Below are 22630 nucleotides of genomic sequence, written 5' to 3'. Positions count from 1 at the left end.
CCCTGCGGGAACTGCCGCAACGGCCGGGGCGGTTCCGTGGTCGCGTGGTCAGCCCCGGTAGGCCTCCAGCAGGCGGAGCCAGACCTCGCTGATCGTCGGGTAGGACGGGACCGCGTGCCACAGGCGGCTGATCGGAACCTGGCCGGCGACGGCGACGGACGCCGAGTGGAGCAGTTCGCCGACGCCGGGGCCGACGAAGGTGACACCGCGCAGGATCTCTGCGTCGAGGTCGACGACCATGCGGGCGCGGCCGCGGTAGCCGTCGCCGTACAGGCCGGCCCCGGCGACCGAGGAGAGGTCGACGTCGACGGCCCGGACGCGGTGGCCGGCCTGCTCGGCTTCGGCCAGGGACAGACCCACGGCCGTGGCCTCCGGGTCGGTGAAGACGACCTGGGGTACGGCGTGGTGGTCGGCGGTGGCGGCGTGCGCGCCCCACGGGTCCGTCTCCAGCAGGGGCACACCGGCCGCACGGGCGCCGATCGTGTCGCCCGCGATCCGGGCCTGGTACTTGCCCTGGTGGGTGAGGAGCGCGCGGTGGTTCACGTCGCCGCAGGCGTACAGCCAGGTGCTGCCCTGTACGCGCAGGCTGTCGTCGACCGGCAGCCAGGAGCCGGGCTCCAGGCCCACCGTCTCCAGGCCGATGTCGTCGGTACGCGGCGCGCGCCCGGTGGCGAAGAGGATCTCGTCGGCCTCGACACGGTCGCCGTTGCCGGTGACTGCGACCACGGTGCCGTTCTCGCGGGCGACCGACTCCACTGTTGTGCCGGTGCGGATGTCGGCGCCCGCCTCCGCGAGGGCGTCGGCGACCAGTTCGCCGGCGAAGGGTTCCATGCGCGCCAGCAGCCCCTTGCCCCGGACCAGGACGGTGACCTGGGAGCCGAGCGCCTGGTAGACGGTGGCCATCTCGGTGGCGACGACACCGCCGCCCACGATGATCAGCCGCCCGGGCACCTGTTCGGCGCTGGTGGCCTCGCGGCTGGTCCACGGCTTGACGGCGTCGAGCCCGGGCAGGTCCGGCAACCGGGCGCCGGTTCCGGTGCAGACGGCGACGGCGTGCCGGGCGGTCAGCGTCCTGCGCGTGCCGTCGGGGCCGTCGACCGTGACCGTGCGCGGACCGGCCAGCCGGCCGTGCCCGCGGTAAAGGTCGGCGCCGATGCCGTCCAGCCACCGCGCCTGGCCGTCGTCGTGCCAGTGCGAGGTGTACACGTCCCGGCGGGCGAGGACCGCGGGGGCGTCGAGGGGGCCGCGCACCGCCTGGCTCAGGCCCGGCAGACGGCGGGCGTCGGCGCGGGCGATGACCGGGCGCAGCAGGGCCTTGCTGGGCATGCACGCCCAGTACGAGCACTCGCCGCCGACCAGTTCGCTCTCCACGATCGCCGTGGACAGGCCGGCCGCCCGGGTGCGGTCGGCCACGTTCTCCCCCACGGGTCCGGCGCCCAGCACCACGACGTCGTACGCGATGGTTTCCGTTTCGGTCATGGGGTCAGTCTGGTGGGTGGTGTGCGCCCTGGCCACACGGGTACGTGCGCGGAATACCCGTAGGGTCGGCCGTGTTGTGCCCACGGCTTCGCCCCACGCCGGTAAGCCGACACCAGGAAGCACCAGGAAGAGGGATACGCCATGAGCAGCACCGTGGAGCTGACCAAGGAGAACTTCGACCAGACGGTCACGGACAACGAATTCGTCCTCATCGACTTCTGGGCGTCCTGGTGCGGACCGTGCCGTCAGTTCGCCCCGGTCTACGAGAAGGCGGCCGAGGAGAACCCGGACCTGGTGTTCGGCAAGGTGGACACCGAGGCCCAGCCGGAACTGGCGGCGGCCTTCGGTATCCAGTCCATTCCGACACTGATGATCGTCCGTGACCAGGTCGCCGTGTTCGCGCAGCCGGGTGCGCTGCCCGAGGCCGCTCTTGCGGACGTGATCGGCCAGGCCCGCAAGCTGGACATGGACGAGGTCCGCAAGGCGGTCGCCGAGCAGCAGAACGGTCAGTAGAAACGGTCAGTAGATCGGTCGCTGGATCGGTCGGTAGATCGGACCGTGAGGTCTCGACGGGCTGCTTTCCGAGCGTGCCGGGCGGTGGGTGTCCTCCCTGAGGGAGTGGCGCCCACCGCTTTGTCGTAGCGTCGGCCGGCCTGTCGCGGTTCAGTCATACGGGGGTCGCGCACGCGCACTCGCGGTCACGCGGACTCGCGGGTCATGTGCACTCGCGGGTCATGTGGACTCGCGGTGGACCACCGTCGCGCCCAGTACCGCGTGCCGCTCGGGCCGGGCGCCGGGGTCGCGTACGGCGCGGTCGACCAGTTCGGCCAGGTCGCGGCCGGAGGGCAGGTCGATGTGGACGGTGCTCAGCCGGGGCCGCAGCAGCCGCCCGAGCATGAGGTCGTCGGCGCCGATCACGGCCGTCTCCTCGGGGATGCGTACGCCCCCGTCCTGCAGGGCCCGCATCAGCAGCATGGCGTACTCGTCGTTGTAGGCGAACACCGCGTCGAGGCCGAGGTCGCGCCAGCGGGCGGCCAGATGGGCGGCGGACCGTTCGTCGTAGCCGAGGGGCAGTTCGGTCACGCTGCCGTCGGTGCCGCGCAGGGCGCGCCGTACGCCGGCGAGCCGGGGCCGGGAGAACATGTCCAGTCCGCGTTCCTCGGGCACGACCACGCCGATACGGCGCCGGCCACGGGCGTGCAGGTGGGCACCGGCCCGGTGGCCGACGCTCTCGTGGTCCATGAGCAGCGCGTGGGCCCCCTCGACGGGCTCCGGGCCGAGGGTGACGACGGCACGCGCGCCGGAGCGTTTGAGCACCGAGACGCCCGCGGGTCCGAGGCCCACGCCGGACACCAGGACGGCTACCGGGCGCAGTTCGGCCCAGGCCCGGACGGCCTCGTCACCGGGCAGGCCCGCGGTGGCGTGCTGTACGACGGTGTAGTCGAGGAGGCCGAGCGCCCACTGGAGTTCTTCCAGGAAGCGGCTGTAGAGCGGGCCGGCCGGGATGGCCGGGGCGGGCATCAGGACCATACGGCTGTGCCCCGCGCGCAGGCTGCGCGCCGCCGCGTGGGGCACGTATCCGAGTTCTTCGGCGGCCTCGTGGACCCGGCGGCGGGTGGGCTCGCTGATGCGGACCGCTCTGGTGTTGTTCAGGACGTAGGAGACGGTCGCGCGCGAGACGCCGGCCAGTCGGGCCACGTCGGCGCTCGTGGGCACGGAGCGCGGAGCGGGCGACGGGGGCGCGGCGGGTTTGGGAATCTGCACCATGACGTACGGCATCTTGGCAGAAGCCGTGGGCCGCCCGTCTGGTGAACTGCCCTATTCCAGACCGAAGTTGAAACGGCACCAGATGCGGGGCGGGCACACGGAGGGCGAGGACGCGTAGGTCGCCCGCCGAGCCGGACCCTGCCAGGCGCCCTGCGGGGCCGCACCGCCTGTCCGAAGCCCCGGGCGGCGGGCGGCGGGCGGCGGGCGGCGGGCGGCGGGCGGCGGGCGGCGGGCGGCGGGCGGCGGGCGGCGGGCGGCGGGCGGCGGGCGGCGGGCGAGGAAACGGTGCCCGTGTCGGTGCCGATGCCGGCCCCGCGACACGACCCCGGGACATCGCCGCCGGCCTCACCGGGCCGACCGGCGCGCGGCCCGCCCACGTCGCCCGACCGGGTGATGTCGGGGCCGCCGTGTCCGCGTACGGGAAGGCCGCTCGCGCGCGGCGGCCGACGGATGGGAAAGCCGCGCGCACGCAGGTCGACGGACGGGAAAGCCACTCACGGCCGAGTCGGCCGCACCGGTCCCCCGGCTCTCAGCAGGTCGGTCCCGTGGAGGTGATTCGGGCGACCAGGTCGTGCCAGCCCGCCTGCAGCCGCTCCATCGGCATCTGGCACTGCCGGGTCAGATGGTGGATGAGGGCGGGCTCGAGGTACCCCATCAGCGTGTGGGCGAGGAGTTCGCTGTCCGCGTCCGGGGCCGCCTGCCGCAGCAGCATCGCCACATGGGCGTACTGGACCTGGCGGGCGGGTACGCCGAAGCGGCGGGCCGGTCCCGGATCGGCCGCCAGTTGCAGTTCCAGCTCGTCGGCCGCGCGGCGCAACGCCACGCAGCCGAAGGCCCGCAGCCGCTCGGCGGGCGGCGCGCCGGGGCCCATGGGCGGAGGCCCACTGAGGAACGCGGCCTGGAACTTCCGCTCCGAGTGGTCCAGCAGCGCCCTGAGCAGGCCGGTGCGGTCGCCGAAGCGGCGGAAGACCGTCCCCTTGCCCACCTCGGCCGCCGCGGCGACCGCCTCCATCGTGACTCCGGCCGCGCCGTGCTCCGCGACCAGGCGCGCGGCGGCGTCCAGCAGCCGGGCGCGGTTGCGCGCCGCGTCGGCCCGCAGACAGGGCTCGTCCTCGCCGGCGCCGAAGTCGAGCAACACCGGCTGTGTCAGCAGCTCCCGGGTCTCCTGAGGTTCTTGAGGCTCCTGGGGCTTCGGAAGGGGCGACAGGGGGCGGGACATGAAGACAGCGTAAGGCATCGGGAACAGAACTGGACCGTGGTCCGCTTATGGTGGTAGAAAATTAAACGGACCTCGGTCCGGATCTGTAACGCAATTGTGTCATCCCCCCTTGGAGTCCCCCATGTCTGTTCGCATCCTCGCGCTCGTCGGCAGCCTCCGCGCCGGTTCGCACAACCGCCAGCTCGCCGAGGCCGCAATCAAGCTCGCCCCCGCGGGCGCCGAGGTCGAGCTGTTCGAGGGCCTGGCCGACGTCCCGTTCTACAACGAGGACCTCGACGTCGAGGGCAGCGTGCCGGCCGCCGCCGCCAAGCTGCGCGAGGTCGCCGGGTCCGCCGACGCCTTCCTGCTCTTCTCCCCCGAGTACAACGGCACCATCCCGGCCGTCCTGAAGAACGCCATCGACTGGCTGTCCCGCCCGTTCGGCGCCGGTGCCTTCGTCGGCAAGCCCGTCGCCGTCATCGGCACCGCCTTCGGCCAGTACGGCGGCGTGTGGGCGCAGGACGACACCCGCAAGGCCGTGGGCATCGCCGGCGGCAAGGTGATCGAGGACATCAAGCTCTCCATCCCCGGCTCCGTGACCCGCTTCGCCGAGACCCACCCGGTCGACGACGCCGAGGTCGCCGCCCAGCTCACCGAGGTCGTCGCGCGCCTGCACGGCCACACCGGCGAGGTGGCTGCCGCCTGAGCCCCCCGGAAGGGGCCGGCGCCCGGTGGGCGCCGGCCCCTTCCGGCTTTCCGCGGGGCTCCGCGCCCCAGTCCCACGCCCGTGTCTACGGGCAGGACTCCCCGAACTTGACCGCCGTGAAGGACACCGGCTGCCCCTTCAGCGCGGTACCCGGGCCCGGAGTCTGCGAGCACACCTGCCAGTTGCTCTCCACCAGCACCCACCGGTGGTCCGGCGACGCGTCCTTCACCGTGAGCGACGTGCTCGCGTCCAGGGCAGCACGAGCCGCCTTCACCGATTTCCCCTTGAAGTCGGGCATCTTCCCGCCCTTGGCCGAGGGCGGAGCCTCGTCCTTCGCGGGACAGGACTCCTCCAGCTTGACCGCGCCGAAGTCCAAGGTCGTACCGGTCGAGACCGTCGTGCCCGCCGCCACGTTCTGGCTGCACACCTTCCAGTTCCGGTGGAACGCCTGCATCCGGCCGCGGCCCAGGGCGTCGTGCGACTTCAGCGAGTGGAAGCCCTGTTCCTTGGCGGCGTCCTGCGCGGACTGCAACCCCATACCGACGAAGGCCGGCACCTTCTTCCGCTGGTCCGCTCCCGGCTTGCCGTCCCGCGCCGGCTCGCTGCTGCCCGGGGCGACAGAGGCCTCCGCCGAAGGCGTGGCGCCGCCTGGCGACTTGGTGCCGTCCGCGGGTTCACAGGCCACGAGGACGCCGGCCACGGCACATGTCAGAACGGCGAGGGCGAGACGGGTTCGCACGGATTCCCCCCAAGTGGTGCTGGTACAGGCGAATAACGGTAGACCAGTCATGAAAGAGGGGGAAATCCCACCGTCGGGTCCCGGACACCGGCCGTGCGGAGAACGGCTCAGGCCACTCCCTGCCCTTCCGGCAAGCCCCGTACGACAACCGGAACATGACTCCGCCGTCCTTACGCAAATGCGCCAACGGTATGTTTGACAGGCCAAGTACCTGTACATGGCGAGGGACGGTCGGAATGAACGGGGCATGTCGACCTGTCGCGGGCGATTTCAAGTCGCTTACGTGGCCTGGCCGTTCCCCGGTGACTCCGCCCGTCGCGACGCCGTATCGCGCGGCACACCACTGCCGCGGATCAGCAGACATATCCGGAGGGATCTGTTCGTGACGAGTCAGCAGCACACCAGTTCACGTCGCCGCTCCTTCGAGGTCTCGGTCGGCGCCGTGGGTGCGGTCGCGATGGCGATAGCCCTCAGCGGCTGCTCCAGCGGCCCGGACTACCAGGGCACATGCATGGACAGGCTGACGCAGAAACGCGTGACCGACCACCACTGCAGCTCCGGCGGGGCCGGTGGGGCAGGCGGGGGCAACTACGCCTGGTGGTACACCCCGCGGGGCAAGAACGCCCCCGCCGTCGGGCAGAAGGTCGACCTCAGCAAGGGCAACGGCTCGTTCACCGCGCCGAAGTCCGGAAGCGTCGTCCGCGGCGGCTTCTCCGCCAAGGGCGGATCGGTCGGCGGCTGAGCCATGAGACGCGAACCCCGCACCCCGAGGGCCGGCTGGGAGCAGACGGTGCTCCAATCAGGCCTTCCGTTCCACACCGAAATACTGCCCGACGGCCGCAAGTTGCCCTACTGGAACGAGAGCGCCGCCTACGTGCTCACCTCTCGCGAGGTGGACTACCTGGAGGACGTCACCGAGGAGCTGCACGCGATGTGCGTGGCGGCGGCCCGGCACGTCCTGGAGAAGGGCGACGTCGAACGCCTCGGCATCGACCCCCGCTGGGCGAGACCGATGCTCGAGACCTTCGAGAACGAGTCGCCTAGCATCTACGGCAGGTTCGACTTCGCCTGGGACGGCACGGGCGACGCCAAGCTGTACGAGTACAACGGCGACGTTCCGGCGGCGCTGCTCGAAGCCGCTGTGCTGCAATGGCAGTGGCTGGAGGACGTGCATCCGGACCGCGACCAGTTCAACACGATCCACGAGCGCCTGGTGCGGACGTGGCAGCGGCTGGCACCGCGGCTGGGTGGCCAGGTCCACTTCGCGCACTCCGTCGACGAGCCCGACGAGGACATCATCACCGCGGCGTACCTGCGGGACACGGCCGACGAGGCGGGCCTTCCCACGGTGGGCCTGACGATGGAGAACGTCGGCTGGCACAGCGGCATCCGGCGCTTCGTGGATCTGAGCGACGTACCCATCGACTCCTGCTTCAAGATGTACCCGTGGGACTGGGCGTTCGAGAGCGCCTACGCCCCGCAGTTGGAGGCCGAGCCCCGTTCGACGCAGTGGCTCGAGCCGATGTGGAAGGCGCTGCTGTCCACCAAGGCGCTGCTGGCGGTGCTGTGGGAGTTGTACCCCGGGCACCCGAACCTCCTGCCGTCCTACCTCGACGGTCCCCGCGATCTGACCGAATGGGTCGCCAAGCCCCTGTGGGGCTGGGAGGGTGCCTCGATCAAGGTCCGTTCCGCGGAGCACCACTTCGACCAGGCCGGCCCGTTCGACGACGGCCCGTTCCTGTTCCAGCAGTTCCACCGGCCGCCGTCCTTCGACGGCAACCACATGGTGATCGGCTCGTGGGTCATCGACGGCAGGTCGGCCGGGGTCGGCATCCGCGAGTCCAACGAGATCGTCACCGACCGCCGGTCCCGTTTCATTCCCCACCTCATCGACGCGCCGCGTTCCACTCCGGAGCAGGTCGCGCACTGGCTGCGGACCAGCTGACCGCGGCACGGCATCGGCGAGGCGCCCGTAGGGACCGGCGGCAGGGCGGAGGGGCCGCCGGTCACGCTGTCAGCAGGCTGATGCCGAGGGCGATCAGGACGGCCACCTTGGCGATCTCCAGGGCCACGTACGCCAGGTGGCCGCGCGAGCGGGGACCGTCCTCGCCGGCCTCTTCACCGGCCAGGACCAGGTCGGACCTGCGGTTGAGGCGGGGGCGCACGAAGGCCAACTGGGCGAGGAGCAGTACGGCGACGGCCGCGGTCAGCCCGGCGACCCCCGCCGGAGACCCGCCCGCGGCGACCGCGACGATCACCACGACGGCCAGGGCGGTCTCGACGAGGTTCAGCGCCCGGAAGACCAGCCGGCCGATACCCAGTCCGATGGGAATGGTCACGCCGGGGGCCCGGAACTTCAGCGGGGCCTCAAGAAAGGAAATGGCCAGCACCATACCGAGCCAGACGAAGGTGACCGCACTCGCGATGGCGGCCGCCGTGGTGTTCATCGATGTATCGCCTTTCTGCAAGGTGTGCAGGAACTGCCGGGGCCTGGCGGGACGACGGGGCCGCCGCTGAGGGCCATCGGCCTATCGGGCCCACCAGGGCCACCCGGCCCGCCACAGCCACCGGGCTCCACCAGATCCGCCAAAGCGCGGCCCTCGCCGCCCTTCACGTCAGCCACCCGGCGCCGGCGCGGGCGACCCCGCCGGGCGGGTGGACAGGTGGGCCAGGCAGGAGTCGGGTTCCGCGAAGGGTTCCAGCCCGGTCGCCACCAGCGGTGCACGTAGCTCGGCCAGCGCCCCCTGCATCAGGCCCAGATGGATCGGGCATACCAACTGACTCTGCTCCTCGGCCAGTTCGAGGAAGGGGCAGTGGCGCAGCCGGATCCGCTCCGGTGGTTCTCCGGCGCCGCCGCCCTCGGGCTCCGGGGCGAAGCCCAGGTCGTCCAGGAGGGCGACGAGCCGGGCCGCCGCCCGCTCGGCCGTGGGCGGCGGCGAGGGCGGCAGCGGATCGACCAGGAAACCGCCCCAGGCGCGGCCCGCCTCCGTCGCGGCCTCCCGCGCCCCGGGCCCCTGGGAGGCCAGTTGCCCGAGCAGGATCTGCGCCAGGAGCCGGTAACTGCGCGTGCCCCGGCGGTCCATGCCGGGCCGGGGGGCGTAGACGGTGCGGGGGCGGCCGGGCCCCGAGGGTTCCTCGACCTGGCGTACGACGACGCCCTCGGCCACCAGGGCGTCGAGATGGAAGCGCACGGTGTTGGGGTGCAGCCCGATCCGCTCGGCCGCCTCAGCGACCCCCAGCGGCTCGGCCGCGGCCCGCAGCATGTCCAGCACCTCGCGCCGGCGGGGGCTCTCCCGTGGGGTGGTCACGTCCACTCAGCTCTTTTCACCCGAAGTTCTTCTCACTCGAAGCAATTTTCACGAATTCTACATGTAATAATCGTAGACCCGGGACGCGGACCCCGGGGGGAATGACGGCCCCGATGGGGAATGACGGTCCGGGGAAATGAGGGGTGCACGATGACATCGCCTTCCGAGCACGGCACCGGGCCGGGCGATCCGGCGGAGCCGGAACCGCGGGTCCTGTGCGACGCCCGAGCGCTGGCCGACGCCCCGCCGGCACCGGGCGGCGTGCTGTGGAAGCTGGCGGAGTCCGGGCGCCAGCTCGACGCGAACGTCGTACGGCTGGCACCCGGCACGGGCGTCGCGCCGCACCGCGAACCGGACCTGGACGTCCTGCTGTGCGTCGTCGCGGGCGGCGGCGTGCTCGGCGCGGGCACCGGCGACGAGCCCCGGCAGCTGACGGAGGGCGCGACCGTCTGGCTGCCGCACGGCTCCACCCGCAGCCTCACCGCCGGCCCGGACGGCCTGGCCTACCTCACCGTCCACCGGCGCCGCCCCGGCATGCGGATCCGCCCCCGTGACGGGGCTTGATACGTACGTTCTAGGGTTCCCCCGTGACTGCCTTTACCGATGACACCGATGAGAACGTGCCCGGCCGTTACGGCCCCACCGCCACCACCGAGGCCGACCCGCGCGAGGTCGGCCGGGTGCACACCGAGTACGCGCCCGCGCACGACGGCGACCCCGACCCCGGGGAGATCGTCTGGACCTGGGTGCCCTTCGAGGAGAACGACGGCCGGGGCAAGGACCGGCCGGTGCTGGTGGTGGCCCGGGAGGTCACCGGAACGCTCCTGGCCGTGCAGCTGTCCAGCAAGGCGCACGACGCCGACCGCGAGTGGGTGGCCATCGGGAGCGGCCCCTGGGACCGGTCGGGACGGGACTCGTGGGTGGACGTCGACCGGGTGCTGCGGCTGCACGAGGACGGCATGCGCCGTGAGGCGTGCGCGCTGGACCGGATGCGGTTCGGCCTCGTGGTGCACCGCCTGCGGGAGCGCTACGACTGGAACTGACGCGCGGGCCGCGCGCCACGGCGCCCACGTCACCCGGTCGGAGTAGAACCGGGCACGGGGCCCGGTCTGCCCGCGGGACTCCCGCAAAGGGGGCGGACCCATGCGGATGAACCGGGCCTCGGCACCGCGGGTGAGCGTCTGAAATATCGCGGATACGGAGATTTGGCGCCACGATTGTCGCGATTTGCACCCTTGTGCGAATCGGCCGGAGGGTTTTGGCTGGGACGGTGCGGCCCCGGCCCGGCCCTCCGACCGCCGGGCCGGTGGCATGGTGGAATCTCAGGAGGATCCCGACATGTCCGATGCGCAACCCACCTCGGCGGCCGGCCGTGCGGAACCCCGTACCGCCGTCACCGAAGCCGAGGCCGAGGCTCTGGTCAGCGGCATCTGCTTCAAGACCGGACCGCCCCGCGCCCTCGGGGTCGAAGTGGAATGGCTCGTCCATGAGCTGCGTACGCCGCGGCTCCCCGTGACACCCGAACGTCTCGAAGCGGCCTACGCCGCACTGCGGACCATGCCCCTGAGGTCGGCGTTCACCGTCGAACCCGGCGGCCAGCTGGAGTTGAGCTCGCCGCCCGCCGCCTCCCTGATGGAGTGCATCGGTACCGTCTCCGCCGACCTCGACACCGTCCGCGCCGTACTGGCCGAGGACGGACTCCGTCTCGTCGGTGTCGGCCACGATCCCTGGCACACCCCCCGCAGATTCCTGCGCGAGCAGCGCTACGACGCCCTGGAGGCCTGCCTGGACCGCGGTGGCCCGGCCGGCCGGCACATGATGTGCGCCTCGGCGTCCGTGCAGGTCTGCGTGGACGCCGGCCACGAGGAGCCCGGACCGCTCGGCCACGGGCGCCGCTGGTGGCTGGCGCACCACCTGGGCGCGGTGCTGGTGGCCGCGTTCGCCCACTCCCCGCTGGTGGCGCGGCGCCCCAGCGGCTGGCTCTCCACGCGGCAGCTGATGTGGATGGAGATCGGCCCGGGCCGGGCCGGCGCCCCCGCGCTGAACGGCAGCCCCCGCACCGCCTGGGCCCGGCACGTGCTGGACGCGCCGGTGATGTGCGTACGGCACGAGGACGGGCCGTGGGAGGTGCCCGACGGGCTCACCTTCCGCAGGTGGATCAGCTCGCGCCGGCCGAGGCCGCCGACCCGCGAGGATCTCGACTACCACCTCACGACGCTGTTTCCGCCGATCCGGCCGCGGGGCCATCTGGAACTGCGCATGATCGACGCGCAGCCCGGCGACGACGGGTGGATCGTGCCGCTGGCGGTCACCGCGGCCCTCTTCGACGACCCGGAGGCGGCGGAGACCGTCTACCGGGTGGTGAAGCCCCTCGCCGAGAAGTCCGGGCCGCTGCCCGCGCCGCACAATCCGCTGTGGACCGAGGCGGCCCGCTCCGGGCTCGCCGACCCCGACCTGCGCGAGGCGGCCGTCGCCTGCTTCGCCGCCGGCCTGGAGGCCCTGCCCCGACTCGGTGCCACCACCGAGGTCACGGACGCCGTCGCGGCGTTCCAGGACCGCTACGTCCGCCGGGGCCGCTGTCCCGCCGACGACCTGCTGGACCGGCTGCACGGCTCGGAGAACCCCAGGTCCGGCCTCCGTACGACCCGGGGAACCCCCACCGCCCACGGGAAGGACATCGCGCCATGACCGATCCCGCCCTCGACGCAGAGACGATCGACTCCGAGACGTTCGACCCCGAGACGTTCGACGCCGAGACGTTCGACGCCGAGACGTTCGACGCCGAGACGCTGCGCGAGCGCGCGCTGCGCTCGCTCACCACGGCCCGTGACCGCACCACGCTGCTGACCACCTGCGTGGAGGAGCCCGACCTCACCGCCCAGCACTCGCCGCTGATGTCCCCGCTGGTGTGGGACCTCGCCCACATCGGCAACCAGGAGGAGCTGTGGCTGCTGCGGGCGGTCGCCGGCCGCGAGGCGATGCGCCCCGAGATCGACAGCCTCTACGACGCCTTCGAGCACCCGCGTGCCGAACGCCCCTCGCTGCCGCTGATGGCCCCCGACGAGGCCCGGGGCTACGCCTCCGAGGTACGCGGCCGGGTGCTGGCCGTACTGGAGTCCACCGCGTTTCACGGCACCCGGCTGACCGAGGCCGGCTTCGCCTTCGGCATGATCGCCCAGCACGAGCAGCAGCACGACGAGACCATGCTGATCACCCACCAGCTCCGCCGCGGCCCGCAGGCCCTGACCGCACCGGACCCGGAGCCGGCCCCGCCGTTCACCGGCCCGCCCGAAGTCCTCGTCCCCGGTGGCCCGTTCACCATGGGCACCTCCACCGAGCCGTGGGCGCTGGACAACGAGCGGCCCGCGCACGTGCGCGAGGTCCCGCCGTTCTGGATCGACACCACCCCGGTGACCAACGCCGCCTACCAGGCGTTCGTCGAGGACGGCGGCTACACCGAGCCCCGCTGGTGGGCACCGGACGGCTGGGCCCACATACGGCGGCGCGACATCGAGGCGCCGCTGTACTGGCGGCGTGACGGCGGGCAGTGGCTCCGCCGCCGCTTCGGCGCCACCGAGGCCGTACCGCCCGACGAGCCGGTTCTGCACGTGTGCTGGTACGAGGCCGACGCCTACGCCCGCTGGGCCGGGCGCCGGCTGCCCACCGAGGCCGAGTGGGAGAAGGCGGCGCGCCACGACCCGGTGACCGGGCGTTCGACGCGCTACCCGTGGGGCGACGCCGACCCCACGCCGGAGCATGCCAACCTCGGCCAGCGGCATCTGCGCCCGGCCCCGGCCGGCAGCCACGCGGCCGGGGAGTCGCCGCTCGGCGTACGGCAGTTGATCGGGGACGTGTGGGAGTGGACGGCGAGCGACCTCCTCCCCTACCCGGGTTTCACCGCGTTCCCGTACAAGGAGTACTCGGAGGTGTTCTTCGGGCCCGAGTACAAGGTGCTGCGCGGCGGTTCGTTCGCCGTGGACGCGGTGGCCTGCCGGGGCACGTTCCGCAACTGGGACTACCCGGTGCGGCGGCAGATCTTCTCCGGGTTCCGCACGGCCCGCTCGGAGGCTATCTGATGTGCCGTCACCTGGCTTACCTGGGACCCGAGGAGCCGCTCGGCCGGTATCTGGTGGAACCGGCGCACGGCCTGTACCGGCAGGCGTGGGCGCCCCGGCACCAGCGGCACGGGACGGTCAACGCCGATGGCTTCGGGGTGGGTTGGTACGCGGCGGGCGACCCGGTGCCGGCCCGCTACCGCCGCGCCGGGCCCATCTGGGCCGACCTGTCCTTCGCCGACCTGTCCCGGGTCGTACGCACCTCGGCGCTGCTCGCCGCGGTGCGGGACGCGACCCTCTCGGGCGCGGACGCGGAGGCCGCGGCGGCGCCGTTCGCCGCGGGCACCTGGCTGTTCAGCCACAACGGCGCCGTCACCGGCTGGCCGGACTCGCTCGCCGCGGTGTCCCGGACCCTGCCGCCGCGGGACCTGCTGACGCTGGAGGCCCGCAACGACTCCGCGCTCGTGTGGACGCTGGTGCTGGCCCGGCTCCGCGGCGGCGACGAGGAGGGGCAGGCGCTCGCCGACACCGTCCTGGAGGTCGCGGCGGCGGCCCCCGACTCGCGGCTCAACCTGCTGCTGACCAACGGCGAGACGATCACCGCGACCGCCTGGGGCGACAGCCTGTGGTACCTGGCCGAGCCCGGCCGGCGCACGGTGGTGGCCTCCGAACCCTACGACGACGACCCGCACTGGGTTCAGGCGCCCGACCGCACCCTGCTCGCGGCGAGCCGCACGGACGTCCTGCTCACCCCGCTCAAGGACCCCACCGAGGACCTGGCACCCGCACGATCCGAGGAGCCCCGCACGTGAGTGAGTTCCATATCACCCGTACCCTGCCCGAGGACGCCATGGCCGCGGCCCTGCGCGCCGACGTCCAGAAGGGCCTGACCTCCGACCCCAAGACGCTGCCGCCGAAGTGGTTCTACGACGCGCGCGGCAGCGAGCTGTTCGAGCAGATCACCGAACTGCCCGAGTACTACCCGACCCGTGCCGAGCGGGAGATTCTCGCCGGCCGCGCCGCCGAGATCGCCGACGCGCTGCCCGCCCGCACACTCGTCGAACTGGGCTCCGGCTCCTCGGAGAAGACGCGCCATCTGATCGACGCGCTGCCCCGGCTGCACACCTACATCCCCGTCGACGTCAGCGACACCGCGCTGGAACAGGCTGGGCGGGCCCTGGTCGCCGAGCGGCCCGGACTGAACGTGCACGCGCTGATCGCCGACTTCACCGCCGGCCTGGCCCTCCCCCACTCCCCCGGCCCCCGGCTGCTGGCGTTCCTCGGCGGCACCATCGGGAACCTGCTGCCCGGCGAACGCGCCGAGTTCCTGGCCTCGGTGCGCGCCCTGCTTTCTCCCGGCGACGCGCTGCTGCTCGGCACCGACCTGGTCAAGGCCGAGGACGTGCTGGTCAGGGCGTACGACGACGCGGCCGGGGTGACGGCCGCGTTCAACAAGAACGTCCTGAGTGTGGTCAACCGCGAGCTGGGCGCCGACTTCGAGCCGGACGCCTTCGACCACGTGGCGCTCTGGGACACGACGAACGAGTGGATCGAGATGCGGCTGCGCTCACGCACCGCCCAGACGGTGAAGGTGCCCGCGCTCGATCTCGCCGTGCACTTCGCGGCGGGCGAGGAGCTGCGCACCGAGGTGTCGGCGAAGTTCCGCAAGGACCGGGTAAGCGCTGAACTGGCCACTGCGGGGCTTGAGTTGGAGCGGTGGTGGACCGACGGTGAGGAACGCTTCGCGCTGTCCCTGAGTGTGGTGCGGTGACGGGGGGCCGGTATCGGGGGCGGGGCTCCGGACGCCGTTGAGGGCCTCCTGGCCCTCCTGGTCCTCCGAGCCCGGGCTCGGGGGCCATCGCCGCGGGCCCGGGGGTTACGCCAACTGCTCGGTGATCCGCTGTGAGGCGCGGCGGGCCTCCCTCCCCGGGTCGCCCCCGGAGAGCACCTTCGTCATGTAGTCCTTGATCGGGTTGTCGGCCTCGACTGTGGCCCACAGCGGCGTGTTGGGGGTCGCCCGACCGTGTGCGGCGCCCGCCGCCATGGCCGCGACCCCCTCCTCGTCCGCGACGGCGGCGGCGAGCTTCGTCTTGTTGGGAACGTAGTTCATGGTGCGGGCGAGGTCGGTGTCCCACTTGGCGCCGGTGAGTGCGGCGACCACGGCGACGGCGCCGTCCCGGTCGGCGGTGTTACGGGGCACGACGAGGTCGGAGCCGCCGGTGAACACCGAGCCCGGCCGGGCGGCGGTCCTGCCCGGCACGGGGAAGAAGCCCAACTTGTCCTTGAGGTCGGGGTTCTTCTCCACGATGGTCTGGGCGAGGCCGGGCACCGCCACGATCTGCGCCACCTTGCTCTCGGCGAACACCTCCGCCTGCGGCGGGTGTTCCTCGTCGGCGTCGACCGGGCCCCTGCCCAGCACCTGGAGTTGCCGGTAGAAGCCCATGCCGCGCAGCGCGGCGTCACTGTCCAGGGTGCCCTTCCAGCCGGTTTCGGTCTCCGTGGCGAGGTCGCCGCCCTCGTCCCAGATGAAGCCGGAGAGCGTGTACCAGTCCTGTCCGGCGAGGTAGATCCCCTGGTTGGCCTCGGAGTTGAGCTTCTCGCTCGCGGCCAGCCACTCGGTCCGGGTGCGGGGCGGTTTGGTGATGCCCGCCTGCTCGAACAGGTCCTTGCGGTAGATGACGACCCGGTTGGCCGCGTACCACGGGATGCCGTACTGGGAGGAGTTGTCCAGCCCTGGTTCGGCCAGGCCGGGCAGCCAGTCCCGCATGCCCCAGTCCCGCATCGACTCCAGCGTCAGGTTGGTCAGCCTCCCGCCCTTGGCGTACTGCGCGACCTGGGTGTTGCCGACCTCGATGACGTCGGGGCCGCCCTCGGAGCGATTCGTGAGCGCGGCCTGCACCTTCGGACCGATGCCGGTCCACTCCTGGATGCGGATGTCGAGACGCAGGTCGCCGTGGGTGCGTTCGAAGTCCTCGGTGAAGCGGTTCAGGAAGTCCTGCGACGCGCTGCCCTTCATCATCCACACGGTGACGGTGTGCCGCCCGCTTCCGCCCGGCGACAGCACGCCGCAGGCGCTGACCAGGAAGGAGGACGCACACACCAGAGCGAGGAGGCGAGGTCTCACGAGGGGTCCTGTTCTTTCCGACGCACAGGGAAGGGGCCCGACGTGGGGGGACGAGCAGGGGCTCGGGCGGGTGTGGCAGCGATTTTGGTATGGACCAATGCCCGGGTCAAGTGATGTCCCGCTTGCCGCACTTCTTCGTCTCGCGCACCGCCTCCACATACGGCACGGTGGAGTGACGCGCGCCACACGCGCGCCCGGAAGTCGTGACGCCCCTTACCCGCGTCACCGGCGCCGCCCGCCGAGAGGAGCCACCCGCATGACCGACCACACCTACCGGGTCACGGAGATCGTCGGCAGCTCGCACGAAGGCGTCGACCAGGCCATCCGCAACGCCATCACCCGCGCCTCGCAGACCGTTCGCAACCTGGACTGGTTCGAGGTGACCCAGGTCAGGGGCCAGATCGAGGACGGGCGGATCGAGCACTACCAGGTCGGCCTGAAGGTCGGCTTCCGGATCGAGGACGCGGACTGACGCGCCTGCGTCCCTCGTTCTCGTCCCTCCCCCTCGTACGTCCCTCTTGGCGCGTCCCTCTTGAGGCGTCCCTCTTGAGGCGTCCCTCTTGGTGCGTGGCCGGCCCTCCTGCGGCTCAGGTACGCCCCTCGCTCCCCTGCGCGGTCCTCAACTCGGCGGACGGCGCCGTCCAGCGGGCGCGCAGGACGCGGAACCCCGCCAGTTCGGCGTCCTCGCACACCAGCTCGTCGTCGTCCACGAGGACACGGATCTCCCGGCCGCGGGCGAGCCGCCGCAGGGTCTCGAGCTTGGTGCGGCGGGCCGGCCTGCGGTCGCCGTCGCGCCGCATGTGCAGGCGCCCCTCGGGCAGCCCGTGGGCGGCCAGCCAGTCCAGGGTGTCCCGGCGGCACCGCTCGGGCCGCCCGGTGAGGTAGACGATCTCGCACTCCACCGCGCTCCGGCAGGCCAGCTCCACTCCCTGCCCGATCGGCGGATCTTCGGGCGCGGCCGCGAAGAAGGCGTCCCAGTCGCGCGGGCGGCGCTGGAGGAAGCGCTGCCGGTGCGCCGTGTCGGCGAGGGTGTTGTCCAGGTCGAACACGGCGAGCGGCCGTCTGTTGCTGTCCGTCACCCGGACAGCGTAATCGGGCCCTCCCCGGAGCGGACCGGGGCGCGGACCGCCGCCGTCCGGATGCGGCGGCGCGGCCCGCATCCGATGCTGGGTACATGCCCGGACCACTGCCTGTGATCGTGCACCCGCCCTCCCCGACGGGCGGCCGGCGCGTCCGCGTGAACGGCGAGATCCTGGGGCTGGCCTACAGCGTCGCCGACGTCGCCGAGTTCCTGCGCCGCGCGGGGCTGGACGTCGATCCCGTGGAGGTCTCGGTCTCCCCGCTGATCGACTGGCGCGGGGGTGGCCCGGAGTACTGGGGTCCCGAACCCGACGACACGCGCGCCTGAGCGCCACGGGAACGATCTGCCGAGAAGGAACCAGCCGAATCGCTCAGGTCGTTTCCCTCACCCGCGTCTGCTCGATGGTGGCTCCGCCACCCGCGCCGACGGCGGCCACCACGGCCTGGTGCAGCTCCCGGCTGCGCCGCTCGGAACGGCAGGGCACGGGGCTTCCGGTGAGGGTGAACCATTCGGAGGTGCCGGTGTACCCGACCGTCACGTCGGCGTTGTTGCCGTCCCAGGTGGTGTGGACGGTCAGGTTGCCGGTGACGACCCCCGCCTCGTCGGTCCGTACGCCGCCCCGGCCGGTGAAGACCCCGGGGGTGGTCCATGATGCCCAGGCCATGACGTCACCCTTCTCTCCTGCTCCCGCGCTCGGGTCCCGCGCCCTTCCACACTCGCCCGGCCGACGCCCTGTGTCATAGGGCCACATGGCCTCACCGCACGCCGTTGGCCCCTTGGGCGGCGCTCGGTACGGGGCCGCGGATGACGACCACCGGGCACGCCGCGTGCTGAACGAGGTGCTGGCCGACCGACCCGAGCAGCGCCTCGGTGAATCCGCCGTGCCCCCGGTTCCCCACGACCAGCAGTTCCGCTTCCCGGGAGGCCTCGAGCAGCACGGCCGCCGGGTGTCCGCGCTCGACCCGGGACCGGATCTCGACCGGCCGGTCGGGGCCGAAGGTCTCGTCGAGCGCCTGGCTGAGGATCTTCGCCGCGTTGTCCGCGAAATCGAAACCGGCGGCCATGGGACTGGTGCCGTACCAGAGCGGGTACTCCCACGCGGTCACCGCCTCGATCACGGCACCTGTCAGGGCGGCCTGCCGCGCCGCCCAGCGCAGGGCGGCCTTCGACGGCTCGGAGCCGTCGACGCCGACCACGATCCGTGCGGCGGACGCCGTCAGGTCGCTCATGACTCACCTGCCCTGGATCCGTACTCTCAGCTTGTCGCCCGCATCCGCCCCACGCACCCGGGGGACAGGCGGGCCCCGTTGTCAGTGGCGGCTGGAAGACTGCCCGGCATGATCGAAGCAGACCCGAAGGCGAACCTTCTCCGCTATCTGCAAGACGCCCGTGACGCCCTGCTGTGGAAGCTCGAAGGGCTCTCGGAATACGACGTACGCCGCCCTCTGACCCCCACGGGCACCAACCTGCTGGGGCTGGTCAAGCACACCGCCGGCGTGGAACTCGGCTACTTCGGCGACACGTTCGGACGGCCGTTCTTCAAGGGGGATCCGCCGCCCTGGTGGTACACGGAGGACGCCGAGCCCAACGCGGACATGTGGGCCACCGCGGACGAGTCGCGTGAGGAGATCGTCGGGCTCTACCGGCAGGCCTGGGAGCACGCGGACGGGACGATCGCGCAGCTGCCGCTCGACGCGACCGGTCACGTCCCGTGGTGGCCGGAGGAGCGGCGAGAGGTGACCCTGCACCACATCCTGGTCCGCGTGCTGTCCGATACCCAGCGGCACGCAGGCCACGCCGACATCGTCCGGGAACTCATCGACGGGACCGTAGGCCTGTCACAGGGCGCCGGCAACATCCCTCCGGGCGATCGCGCCTGGTGGGAGAACCACCGACGCCGGCTGGAGCACACCGCACGGGAGGCGGACAAGGGCTGATCCAAGGCTGATCCCGCGCCCAGTTGACCCTCGACCTGGTCGAGGCCTCAGGGTTCCGGGTGTGGAGAGCGAGATGCGCAGTATCGGGGAGATGGGCCGGGACAGCGGACTGGGCGTGAGCGCGCTGCGGTTCTACGACCGGTCCGGGGTGCTGGTCCCCGCCTGGGTGGACCCGGTGAGCGGCTACCGCTGGTACGAGCCCGGTCAGCTCGACGAGGCCCGGTTGCTGGCCCGGCTGCGTCGAGCCGGGATGCCGCTGGCGGACATCCGGCTGGTGCTGGCCGGCTGGTCCAACGCGGACACCGACCTGGTGCGGCGGCTCCTTCAGGCGCACCTGCGCCGTCTCGAACGGGGCCTGTCCGATGCCCGCAGCGAGCTCTCCGCACTTCGAGCCGTACTCGACCACAGGGAGAACCCCATGACTTCGCTCCGCACCGCAACAGTCCGGCTGTCCGTCCCCGCCCCGGTACTGGCCGCCGCGCTGGACGCGGTCCGCTTCGCGGCCAGTACCGATCCGGAACTGCCGATGCTCTGCGGGCTCCTGTTCGACATCGAGGGCGAAGACCTGCGCGCGGTGGCCACCGACCGGTACCGGCTGGCCGTAGCGCGGGCCCGGACCACCGGACACGACGCGGGACGGGTGCAGATCATCGTGCCCCTTCCCCTCGCCGACGCGATGCGGGCACTGCTGGACGGAGAGGAAGCCGTGGAACTCACCGTCGAGGGCGGCCGCGTGACACTGGAGGCCGGCGACCGCCAGGCGGCCGGCCAGTGCCTGGACCACGACTTCCCCGACTACCGCCGCCTCGTCCACCTGCCCGACCGCCGACGCACCCTCGTCGACGTCGCCGCCCTCCGGGAGTCCCTGGCGACCGGCCCCGTCCGCACGAGTGAGCCACGGAACCAGGACGGCCCGCCCTGCGCCCTGAGCGTGCTGAAGTTCGCGGACGACGGCACGGTGACCGTCCGCGGCGACGGCGACGAGGACCAGCACCACATCGCCGTCAACCGCGACTTCCTCCACCACGCCCTCACCGCCGGAGCCCGCCCCGAACTCCTCCTGGAATTCACCACGCCCACGGCCCCCCTCACCATCCGCCGCCCCGACGACGAGCACACGCTCTCACTCCTGATGCCGGTCCGCCTGGAGAACTGAACCAACCGGGAAGCGGGCGTGCGCCGTTCATGAGGAGTCGTCACAACAACTGCTAGCGTCCGCCCGCGTGGGTGACAGTGTGTATGTGGGGAACGCGGGCAAGGACGCGGCGCTGGATCGGGGGTGGTTGCTCGGGCACTTCAAGGGTGTCGGCGATCCGCGTCGCAGTGAGGCCGTGGAGATCAAGTGGGGGGTCCATCGTCGTGGCGACGCGCGGCTGCGGTGGGTGGAGGGGGAGGAACGTACGGCTCTGCTGGTGCTCATCAGTGGGCGCTTCCGGGTGGAACTCCCGGGTCGCAGCGTTCTTCTGAAGGAGCAGGGGGACTACGTCGTGTGGGGGCGCGGAGTGGACCACTCGTGGTGCGCGGAGGAGGAGTCGGTGGTGCTGACCGTTCGGTGGCCGTCCGTGCCCGGCTACGCGGTGGAAGGGGCGGTGTCGCCCGGAAGTCGGTAGGCGCGGTTCTTGCGGGAGGTGTGCGTCTTGTTCGGGAGGGCCGGGCACCTCGGGGTGATCACACTGCGATGGACTGGTACTCCGTGTAGGCGCTCAGGCCCGCCGGGCCGAACTCGCGGCCGAGGCCGCTGGCCTTGAAGCCGCCGAACGGTGCGCGCATGTCGCGGGAGGCGCCGTTGACGCCGAAGGTGCCGGTGCGGATGCGGCGGGCTACTTCGAGGCCGTGCTCCGGGTCGGCGGTCCACACACCGCCGTCGAGCCCGTAGGCGGAGTCGTTGGCGATGGCGACGGCCTCGTCCTCGGTGTCGTACGGAATGACCGCAAGGACCGGGCCGAAGATCTCCTCCTGGGCGATCCTCATGGTGTTGGCGACGTCGGCGAAGAGGGTCGGGCGCACGTAGAAGCCCTTCTCCAGGCCCGCGGTGTCCGGAGCGCCGGGGCCGCCGAGGACCAGGCGGGCGCCTTCGGCGATGCCGGCCTCGATGGAGGACTGGACGCGCTGCTGCTGGGCCTGCTTGACCATGGGACCGATCCAGGTGTCCGGGTCCATGGGGTCGCCCACGGTGACGCCCCGCATCATGGCGGCGATCGCCTCGACGACCTCGTCGTAGCGGCTGCGCGGGGCCAGGATGCGGGTGTGGGCGACGCAGGCCTCGCCGTTGTTGCCCAGCGACAGGCCCTTCAGGGCCACCGCGGCCCGGGCGACGTCCGCATCCGGCAGGACGATGGAGGCGGACTTGCCGCCGAGTTCCAGGCTGACGCGCTTGAACCGCTCACCGGCGATGGCGGCGATACGGCGCCCGGCCGCGGTCGAGCCGGTGAACGCGATCTTGTCGACGCCGGGATGGGCGATGAGGTATTCGCTGACCTCGCGGTCGGCGGGCAGCACGCTGATCACGCCCTCCGGGAAACCCGCCTCGGCGAGGAGTTCCGCGAGCCGCAGGCCGTCCACGGCCGTCTCGGGCGACGGCTTGAGGATCACCGTGCAACCCGCGAGCAGCGCGGGGACCAGCTTGACCAGGGCGGACTGGTGCGGCGCGTTCCACGGGATCACCGCCGCGACCACTCCCACGGGGGCTCGGCGCACCACGGTGCGGTGGCCGTCCCGGCCGGGCAGCTCGGACTCCCAGTCGAAGCCGGCGGCGACGTCGAGGAAGTCGTCGTTGAAGTCCTTCAGGCTGCGCTGAAGCCAGCCGGTGAACCAGATCGCCGAGCCGTTCTCCGAGGTGATCAGCGCGGCCAGTTCGTCGGCGCGCGCCGCGTGCAGCTCGTTGAACCGGGCGACCACCCGTCGCCGCTCCTCGGGCGCCAGCCGCGGCCAGGGGCCGTGGTCGAAGGCCTCGCGGGCCGCCGCCACGGCACGGTCGACGTCGGCGAAGGACGCCTCGGGCACGACGCCCACCAGGGACTGGTCGTGTGGGGAGCGGACCTCCAGGACGTCGGAGGTGGCGGGGGCAGCCCAGACGCCGCCCACCAGCAGCTTGTCGAACGTGATCACGATGTCCTCCCTGATCCGTACGGAACCGGTCCGGCCGAGTTAACCGAACGGCGTTCTCTTAACTCTTCTCCGACTGTAACAGAATCGCGTTCTGTTAACCAGGGCGGTCGATATCCTGACCGCAGGGA

General features: G+C 72.1%; 25 protein-coding genes and 1 pseudogene. 15 read left to right on the top strand and 11 right to left on the bottom strand.

Annotated elements, in window-relative coordinates; genetic code table 11:
- Positions 1-48: 48 nt before the first annotated feature.
- Complete coding sequence (locus tag ACIQFZ_RS08645) at positions 49-1479, bottom strand: dihydrolipoyl dehydrogenase family protein (RefSeq protein WP_402690882.1); 1431 nt, start codon at positions 1477-1479, stop codon at positions 49-51.
- Between the two features lie 129 nt (positions 1480-1608).
- Between ACIQFZ_RS08645 and trxA the strand changes: the two are divergent.
- Positions 1609-1992: pseudogene (gene trxA / locus ACIQFZ_RS08640) on the top strand (thioredoxin); the annotation flags it as partial.
- A gap of 219 nt (positions 1993-2211) precedes the next feature.
- Here the strand turns inward: trxA and ACIQFZ_RS08635 are convergent.
- Positions 2212-3246: a LacI family DNA-binding transcriptional regulator gene (locus ACIQFZ_RS08635; protein WP_402690881.1), complete on the bottom strand. Its 1035-nt coding sequence runs from the start codon at positions 3244-3246 to the stop codon at positions 2212-2214.
- A 529-nt stretch (positions 3247-3775) separates the two neighbouring features.
- The gene (locus ACIQFZ_RS08630; protein ID WP_365430318.1) at positions 3776-4465 is read right to left on the bottom strand and encodes a TetR/AcrR family transcriptional regulator; all 690 of its coding nucleotides are present in this window, start codon (positions 4463-4465) and stop codon (positions 3776-3778) included.
- Between the two features lie 121 nt (positions 4466-4586).
- On the opposite strand from ACIQFZ_RS08630, the gene ACIQFZ_RS08625 reads away from it, so the two are divergent.
- Positions 4587-5150, top strand: a complete 564-nt coding sequence (locus tag ACIQFZ_RS08625) for an NAD(P)H-dependent oxidoreductase (protein WP_365774632.1) — start codon at positions 4587-4589, stop codon at positions 5148-5150.
- A gap of 85 nt (positions 5151-5235) precedes the next feature.
- Here ACIQFZ_RS08625 and ACIQFZ_RS08620 read toward each other — a convergent pair whose 3' ends face one another.
- The gene (locus ACIQFZ_RS08620; RefSeq protein WP_383058008.1) at positions 5236-5889 is read right to left on the bottom strand and encodes a PASTA domain-containing protein; all 654 of its coding nucleotides are present in this window, start codon (positions 5887-5889) and stop codon (positions 5236-5238) included.
- A 382-nt stretch (positions 5890-6271) separates the two neighbouring features.
- Between ACIQFZ_RS08620 and ACIQFZ_RS08615 the strand changes: the two genes are divergently transcribed.
- Positions 6272-6631, top strand: coding sequence for a hypothetical protein (locus ACIQFZ_RS08615; RefSeq protein ID WP_365430324.1), 360 nt, complete (start codon positions 6272-6274; stop codon positions 6629-6631).
- 3 nt (positions 6632-6634) lie between these two features.
- Complete coding sequence (locus ACIQFZ_RS08610) at positions 6635-7834, top strand: glutathionylspermidine synthase family protein (protein WP_402690880.1); 1200 nt, start codon at positions 6635-6637, stop codon at positions 7832-7834.
- A 61-nt stretch (positions 7835-7895) separates the two neighbouring features.
- Here ACIQFZ_RS08610 and ACIQFZ_RS08605 read toward each other — a convergent pair whose 3' ends face one another.
- Together ACIQFZ_RS08605 and ACIQFZ_RS08600 are read right to left on the bottom strand one after the other, a co-directional pair.
- A complete protein-coding gene (locus ACIQFZ_RS08605) occupies positions 7896-8336 on the bottom strand; it encodes a hypothetical protein (protein ID WP_365424222.1) in 441 nt (146 codons plus the stop codon).
- Between the two features lie 168 nt (positions 8337-8504).
- Complete coding sequence (locus ACIQFZ_RS08600) at positions 8505-9197, bottom strand: helix-turn-helix transcriptional regulator (protein ID WP_383058011.1); 693 nt, start codon at positions 9195-9197, stop codon at positions 8505-8507.
- 150 nt (positions 9198-9347) lie between these two features.
- Here ACIQFZ_RS08600 and ACIQFZ_RS08595 point away from each other — a divergent pair, with 150 nt between their 5' ends.
- From ACIQFZ_RS08595 to egtD, 6 genes are all read left to right on the top strand, one after another.
- The gene (locus tag ACIQFZ_RS08595; protein ID WP_402690879.1) at positions 9348-9761 is read left to right on the top strand and encodes a hypothetical protein; all 414 of its coding nucleotides are present in this window, start codon (positions 9348-9350) and stop codon (positions 9759-9761) included.
- A gap of 23 nt (positions 9762-9784) precedes the next feature.
- Positions 9785-10240, top strand: a complete 456-nt coding sequence (locus ACIQFZ_RS08590) for a type II toxin-antitoxin system PemK/MazF family toxin (RefSeq protein WP_383058014.1) — start codon at positions 9785-9787, stop codon at positions 10238-10240.
- 295 nt (positions 10241-10535) lie between these two features.
- Positions 10536-11885, top strand: a complete 1350-nt coding sequence (egtA, locus tag ACIQFZ_RS08585; RefSeq protein WP_402690878.1) for an ergothioneine biosynthesis glutamate--cysteine ligase EgtA — start codon at positions 10536-10538, stop codon at positions 11883-11885.
- A complete protein-coding gene (gene egtB / locus ACIQFZ_RS08580; RefSeq protein WP_402690877.1) occupies positions 11882-13273 on the top strand; it encodes an ergothioneine biosynthesis protein EgtB in 1392 nt (463 codons plus the stop codon). Before egtA ends, egtB begins: the two co-directional genes overlap by 4 nt.
- A complete protein-coding gene (gene egtC, locus ACIQFZ_RS08575) occupies positions 13273-14064 on the top strand; it encodes an ergothioneine biosynthesis protein EgtC (RefSeq protein ID WP_365424234.1) in 792 nt (263 codons plus the stop codon). Before egtB ends, egtC begins: the two co-directional genes overlap by 1 nt.
- Positions 14061-15023, top strand: coding sequence for an L-histidine N(alpha)-methyltransferase (gene egtD / locus ACIQFZ_RS08570; protein ID WP_365424235.1), 963 nt, complete (start codon positions 14061-14063; stop codon positions 15021-15023). The genes egtC and egtD overlap by 4 nt, the downstream gene beginning before the upstream one ends.
- 105 nt (positions 15024-15128) lie before the next feature.
- On the opposite strand, the gene ACIQFZ_RS08565 is transcribed toward egtD, so the two are convergent.
- Positions 15129-16376 (bottom strand): extracellular solute-binding protein, encoded by a 1248-nt coding sequence (locus tag ACIQFZ_RS08565; protein ID WP_365774647.1) that lies wholly within the window; start codon positions 16374-16376, stop codon positions 15129-15131.
- A gap of 256 nt (positions 16377-16632) precedes the next feature.
- On the opposite strand from ACIQFZ_RS08565, the gene ACIQFZ_RS08560 reads away from it, so the two are divergent.
- Positions 16633-16848 carry a dodecin gene (locus tag ACIQFZ_RS08560; RefSeq protein WP_361417760.1) on the top strand — a complete coding sequence of 72 codons (216 nt, stop codon included), beginning with the start codon at positions 16633-16635 and terminating at the stop codon, positions 16846-16848.
- A 115-nt stretch (positions 16849-16963) separates the two neighbouring features.
- Here the strand turns inward: ACIQFZ_RS08560 and ACIQFZ_RS08555 are convergent, their stop codons facing one another.
- Positions 16964-17455, bottom strand: coding sequence for a hypothetical protein (locus ACIQFZ_RS08555; RefSeq protein ID WP_365424239.1), 492 nt, complete (start codon positions 17453-17455; stop codon positions 16964-16966).
- 95 nt (positions 17456-17550) lie between these two features.
- Between ACIQFZ_RS08555 and ACIQFZ_RS08550 the strand changes: the two genes are divergently transcribed.
- Entirely contained in the window at positions 17551-17784 is a 234-nt protein-coding gene (locus ACIQFZ_RS08550; RefSeq protein WP_361417754.1) for a hypothetical protein, read from the top strand.
- A gap of 43 nt (positions 17785-17827) precedes the next feature.
- Here ACIQFZ_RS08550 and ACIQFZ_RS08545 read toward each other — a convergent pair whose 3' ends face one another.
- Positions 17828-18121 carry a hypothetical protein gene (locus ACIQFZ_RS08545; RefSeq protein ID WP_365424241.1) on the bottom strand — a complete coding sequence of 98 codons (294 nt, stop codon included), beginning with the start codon at positions 18119-18121 and terminating at the stop codon, positions 17828-17830.
- 91 nt (positions 18122-18212) lie between these two features.
- Positions 18213-18686, bottom strand: a complete 474-nt coding sequence (locus ACIQFZ_RS08540) for a universal stress protein (RefSeq protein ID WP_365424243.1) — start codon at positions 18684-18686, stop codon at positions 18213-18215.
- 108 nt (positions 18687-18794) lie between these two features.
- On the opposite strand from ACIQFZ_RS08540, the gene ACIQFZ_RS08535 reads away from it, so the two are divergent.
- From ACIQFZ_RS08535 to ACIQFZ_RS08525, 3 genes are all read left to right on the top strand, one after another.
- Positions 18795-19394, top strand: a complete 600-nt coding sequence (locus ACIQFZ_RS08535) for a DinB family protein (protein WP_365424244.1) — start codon at positions 18795-18797, stop codon at positions 19392-19394.
- Positions 19395-19467: 73 nt separating this feature from the next.
- Entirely contained in the window at positions 19468-20550 is a 1083-nt protein-coding gene (locus tag ACIQFZ_RS08530) for a MerR family transcriptional regulator (protein ID WP_402690876.1), read from the top strand.
- Positions 20551-20617: 67 nt separating this feature from the next.
- Positions 20618-21004 (top strand): signal peptidase I, encoded by a 387-nt coding sequence (locus ACIQFZ_RS08525; protein ID WP_402690875.1) that lies wholly within the window; start codon positions 20618-20620, stop codon positions 21002-21004.
- Between the two features lie 58 nt (positions 21005-21062).
- On the opposite strand, the gene ACIQFZ_RS08520 is transcribed toward ACIQFZ_RS08525, so the two are convergent.
- Positions 21063-22502, bottom strand: coding sequence for an aldehyde dehydrogenase (locus ACIQFZ_RS08520; protein ID WP_365774648.1), 1440 nt, complete (start codon positions 22500-22502; stop codon positions 21063-21065).
- Positions 22503-22630: the final 128 nt, after the last annotated feature.

This window comes from Streptomyces sp. NPDC093064, from assembly GCF_044754605.1.
Taxonomy (GTDB): domain Bacteria; phylum Actinomycetota; class Actinomycetes; order Streptomycetales; family Streptomycetaceae; genus Streptomyces.
This window is presented reverse-complemented; position numbering and strand designations above follow the sequence as displayed.

Bases quoted from the DNA above. Each gene is read 5' to 3' on its own strand.
- ACIQFZ_RS08645 (WP_402690882.1), bottom strand. From the start codon at position 1,479: ATGACCGAAACGGAAACCATCGCGTACGACGTCGTGGTGCTGGGCGCC.
- ACIQFZ_RS08635 (WP_402690881.1), bottom strand. From the start codon at position 3,246: ATGGTGCAGATTCCCAAACCCGCCGCGCCCCCGTCGCCCGCTCCGCGC.
- ACIQFZ_RS08630 (WP_365430318.1), bottom strand. From the start codon at position 4,465: ATGTCCCGCCCCCTGTCGCCCCTTCCGAAGCCCCAGGAGCCTCAAGAA.
- ACIQFZ_RS08625 (WP_365774632.1), top strand. From the start codon at position 4,587: ATGTCTGTTCGCATCCTCGCGCTCGTCGGCAGCCTCCGCGCCGGTTCG.
- ACIQFZ_RS08610 (WP_402690880.1), top strand. From the start codon at position 6,635: ATGAGACGCGAACCCCGCACCCCGAGGGCCGGCTGGGAGCAGACGGTG.
- ACIQFZ_RS08605 (WP_365424222.1), bottom strand. From the start codon at position 8,336: ATGAACACCACGGCGGCCGCCATCGCGAGTGCGGTCACCTTCGTCTGG.
- ACIQFZ_RS08595 (WP_402690879.1), top strand. From the start codon at position 9,348: ATGACATCGCCTTCCGAGCACGGCACCGGGCCGGGCGATCCGGCGGAG.
- egtA (WP_402690878.1), top strand. From the start codon at position 10,536: ATGTCCGATGCGCAACCCACCTCGGCGGCCGGCCGTGCGGAACCCCGT.
- egtB (WP_402690877.1), top strand. From the start codon at position 11,882: ATGACCGATCCCGCCCTCGACGCAGAGACGATCGACTCCGAGACGTTC.
- egtC (WP_365424234.1), top strand. From the start codon at position 13,273: ATGTGCCGTCACCTGGCTTACCTGGGACCCGAGGAGCCGCTCGGCCGG.
- ACIQFZ_RS08560 (WP_361417760.1), top strand. From the start codon at position 16,633: ATGACCGACCACACCTACCGGGTCACGGAGATCGTCGGCAGCTCGCAC.
- ACIQFZ_RS08550 (WP_361417754.1), top strand. From the start codon at position 17,551: ATGCCCGGACCACTGCCTGTGATCGTGCACCCGCCCTCCCCGACGGGC.
- ACIQFZ_RS08545 (WP_365424241.1), bottom strand. From the start codon at position 18,121: ATGGCCTGGGCATCATGGACCACCCCCGGGGTCTTCACCGGCCGGGGC.
- ACIQFZ_RS08540 (WP_365424243.1), bottom strand. From the start codon at position 18,686: ATGAGCGACCTGACGGCGTCCGCCGCACGGATCGTGGTCGGCGTCGAC.
- ACIQFZ_RS08535 (WP_365424244.1), top strand. From the start codon at position 18,795: ATGATCGAAGCAGACCCGAAGGCGAACCTTCTCCGCTATCTGCAAGAC.
- ACIQFZ_RS08530 (WP_402690876.1), top strand. From the start codon at position 19,468: ATGCGCAGTATCGGGGAGATGGGCCGGGACAGCGGACTGGGCGTGAGC.